3 protein-coding genes are annotated in these 3,393 nt (G+C 67.2%); 1 reads left to right on the top strand and 2 read right to left on the bottom strand.

What is annotated here, in order from left to right:
- Window positions 1-97: 97 nt before the first annotated feature.
- Together purF and AB0H42_RS35535 are read right to left on the bottom strand one after the other, a co-directional pair.
- Window positions 98-1,687 (bottom strand): amidophosphoribosyltransferase, encoded by a 1,590-nt coding sequence (gene purF, locus AB0H42_RS35540; RefSeq protein ID WP_357064239.1) that lies wholly within the window; start codon window positions 1,685-1,687, stop codon window positions 98-100.
- A gap of 334 nt (window positions 1,688-2,021) precedes the next feature.
- Window positions 2,022-2,516 (bottom strand): hypothetical protein, encoded by a 495-nt coding sequence (locus tag AB0H42_RS35535; RefSeq protein ID WP_357064236.1) that lies wholly within the window; start codon window positions 2,514-2,516, stop codon window positions 2,022-2,024.
- Between the two features lie 206 nt (window positions 2,517-2,722).
- On the opposite strand from AB0H42_RS35535, the gene AB0H42_RS35530 reads away from it, so the two are divergent.
- Window positions 2,723-3,355 (top strand): hypothetical protein, encoded by a 633-nt coding sequence (locus tag AB0H42_RS35530; protein WP_357064234.1) that lies wholly within the window; start codon window positions 2,723-2,725, stop codon window positions 3,353-3,355.
- Window positions 3,356-3,393: the final 38 nt, after the last annotated feature.

Raw genomic sequence — 3,393 nt, 5'->3', positions numbered from 1 at the left:
GCGCATGAGCCGAAGGCTCGAGTCTCGAGGCCGAAACGGCGAGACCAAGGGGGCCTCAACCCCGCGCCGCCGCAGGCGGCGCCAAAAAACACAGCCGCTACGGCCGGCTCAGGGCGCTCGCGTTGGCGTTCTCGGTAAGGACGCGGGATTGAGACCGCCCCCCGAACTCCAGCAGATTCTTGCCGATCGCGGCTTCGGTGGGCAGCGGGATCGGGTAGTTTCCGTCGAAACAGGCGCAGCACAGGCGGGTGCGGGGCTGTTCGGTGGCGGCGACCATTCCGTCGATCGAGATATAGCCGAGGGTGTCGGCTCCGATGGAGCGGCGGACGCCCTCGACCATGTCGTGCATCGCATCCGGGTCGGCGGGCATTCCGTCGGGATCGATGCCGGCGTTGTTGGCGACCAGTTCCGCGCGGGAAGCGAAATCGATCCCGTAGAAGCACGGCCATTTCACCGGCGGGGAGGCGATCCGGACGTGGATCTCCAGGGCGCCGGCTTCGCGCAGCATCCGGATGAGGGCGCGCTGAGTGTTGCCGCGGACGATCGAATCGTCGACGACGATGAGGCGTTTGCCGCGGATCACTTCGCGCAGCGGGTTGAGTTTCAGCCGGATGCCGAGCTGGCGGATGGTCTGGCTGGGCTGGATGAAGGTACGGCCGACATAGGCGTTCTTCATCAGGCCCTGCCCGTAGGGCACGCCGGATCCCTGCGCGTAGCCGACCGCGGCGGGGGTGCCGGATTCGGGGACCGGGATCACGAGATCGGCGTCGATCGGGTGTTCGGCGGCGAGGCGGCGGCCGATATCGACGCGGGTGGCATGCACCGAGCGCCCGGAGATGGCGCTGTCGGGGCGGGCCAGATACACGTACTCGAAAACGCAGCCCTTGGGTTCGGGATTGGCGAATCGGGAGGAGCGGACGCCGTCGGCGTCGATGGCGAGCAATTCGCCCGGTTCGATCTCGCGGACGAAGGAGGCGCCGACGATATCGAGGGCGGCGGTTTCGCTGGCGACCACCCAGCCACGTTCCAGGCGGCCCAGCACCAGCGGGCGGACACCGTGCGGATCGCGGGCGGCGTAGAGGGTGTGTTCGTCCATGAAGGTCAGGCAGAAGGCGCCGCGCACCGTGGGCAGCAACTCCATGGCGGCCTGCTCGATACTCGAATCCGCGGAGGCGTGCGCCAGCAGCGCGGTCATCACATCGGAGTCGGAGGTCGCCGAGACGGCGCCGGGGCGGCCGGGGCCGGCGACCAGACCGAGTTCACGTGCGCGGTCGGCCAATTCGGCGGTATTGACCAGATTGCCGTTGTGACCGAGCGCGAGCCCGGAACCGACAGCGGTGGTGCGGAAGATCGGCTGGGCGTTCTCCCAGGTGGTGGCTCCCGTGGTGGAGTAGCGGCAGTGGCCGACTGCGACGTGGCCCGGCATGGCGGCCAGGGTCTGCTCGTCGAACACCTGGCTGACCAGGCCGAGATCCTTGAAGACCAGCACCTGCGAACCATCGGAGACCGCGATGCCCGCGGCTTCCTGGCCGCGGTGCTGCAGGGCATAGAGGCCGTAGTAGGTGAGCTTGGCCACGTCCTCCCCCGGGGCCCAGACTCCGAAGACTCCGCATTCCTCGCGGGGCGGATTCTCGGTCTCGTCGGTTGCGGTGGGATTGCTGACTGCCGGTTGGTCGGCGTTGGTCACCGTGCGCTCCCTGATCGGGCGGGTGTGGGGGCACTCGACATTCTACGGGTGTGTCGCGCTTGCGCGTCACCGGATCAGCACTCCGGCAGCAAGCAGACCCGGAACGGCCATTACCGGGGTCCGTGACCGGCGACAGCGTGGCCCAGCAAACCTTCATATTCAGTTAACCCCCCTTTCACCTGCTGAAACGGGAGTATCCGGACTCTTCCGGACCTCCTCGCGGACGCCGCCGGCGGACCCGGATCACTCCCGGCCATAAGGCCCGCGCACTACCCGGCGCAACGTGGGCGATATCACCCGTGGAGGCGCCACGAACGCGACCCGTGTGCGCCGCTCAGCGGGCGCGACCGAGCAGGCTGCCACCGGGCGGGAGGTAACTGTCCACTTCGGCGCCCAGGTCCTTGCCGGCGGTGGCGATATCGGCGGCGGCCAGGCGGGCCGTGACGAGGTACGGCGAGCCCGCGGTGGCCCGCCGGTCCCAGGGTGGGGAGAACTCCAGATCCAGGCCGATCCGCAACTCGATCTCACCCCCGGTACGGGTGGCCGTGAAACTCAGATTCGGTTCGGTGAAGGCGAGCCGGGCGGGACCGGCGGCGGGCGCACCACTCGGTTCCGCCTCGGCCGCGATCCGGCGTAGCCAGTCCGCCAGTTCGACCGTGTCGTCCAGACTCAATGCCTGCCAGCGGAAGGACCAGTTCCCGTCGGGGCACTTCGCGGTACCGGCGATCACCAGCCAGCTGTACCGGATTCGCGGATCGATATGGTCCGGAAACTGATATCCGGCAATGGTGAGTTCCACACCGTATCCGTCGCTGTCGATCAATCTCACGGGCGAAGTGTGTCATCCTCGCGACACTCGCGCCCGGGTCGGCGTCAAATACGGAGGAGTTCCGCTGGACCATTCGCGCGGGGCGGTCTTCTAGTCCGTGGTGCGGCGGGACAGGCCGGGCTAGACTACGAAATTCCGACCGGTGTAGGCAGGCAGCACGGTCTGGACGGGACGAAAACGCCTCATTCCAACAGAATTCGATTGACGTGGACCTGACGAATCTCATCGCGCTCGGCACCAATCTGCCCGCGTCGCGACTGATGGAGATGGCACGCACCACGCTCGTCGACACCACCCACGCCCTCGCCCGCACCGGGACGGTACCGCAGTACCACCACGCATCCGCCGGCCTTCGCGTACATACCGACACGATGACGACCGTGGACAGCATTGCGTTGCGCGTGCCGATCTACCATCCACCGCACCCCGTCCCGGCTGGTAGCGGGCCACACAACGTTGTGGTCGCGGACGACAATCCGGCGGCGGGCCGCCTGCTGAGCCGGCTGGTCGGGGAACGCCGTTGCCTGATCTTCGACGTCGACGGTCCGATCTGTTCGGTGTTCGATCGGTTCCGCGACTACGAAGTGGCCGAGCAGATGCGCGGATCGCTGAATCTCCCTTACCCGGAACATATCGCCACCGCCAACGACCCGTTCGCGGTGTTCCGTTACGCCGCGAGCTTCGGCGATCGATACGCCCGGCTGGCCGAACGTGAGCTCGCCCGGTTGGAAGTCGAGGCCATGGGTAGCGCGCGCCCGACGTCGGGCGCCGACGAAACCCTGAGAGCGCATCTGGGAACTCGGGCGCCGGTCGGTTCTCAGCGCTCGAGATTTGAGTGAACTCCTGGTACTGCAGTGAGTGCTGAAGTCACCAAATA

The organism is Nocardia sp. NPDC050799 (assembly GCF_040654015.1).
Lineage (GTDB): Bacteria > Actinomycetota > Actinomycetes > Mycobacteriales > Mycobacteriaceae > Nocardia.
The sequence above is the reverse complement of the archived record's forward strand: the minus strand, read 5'-3'. Positions and strand labels throughout refer to the sequence as shown.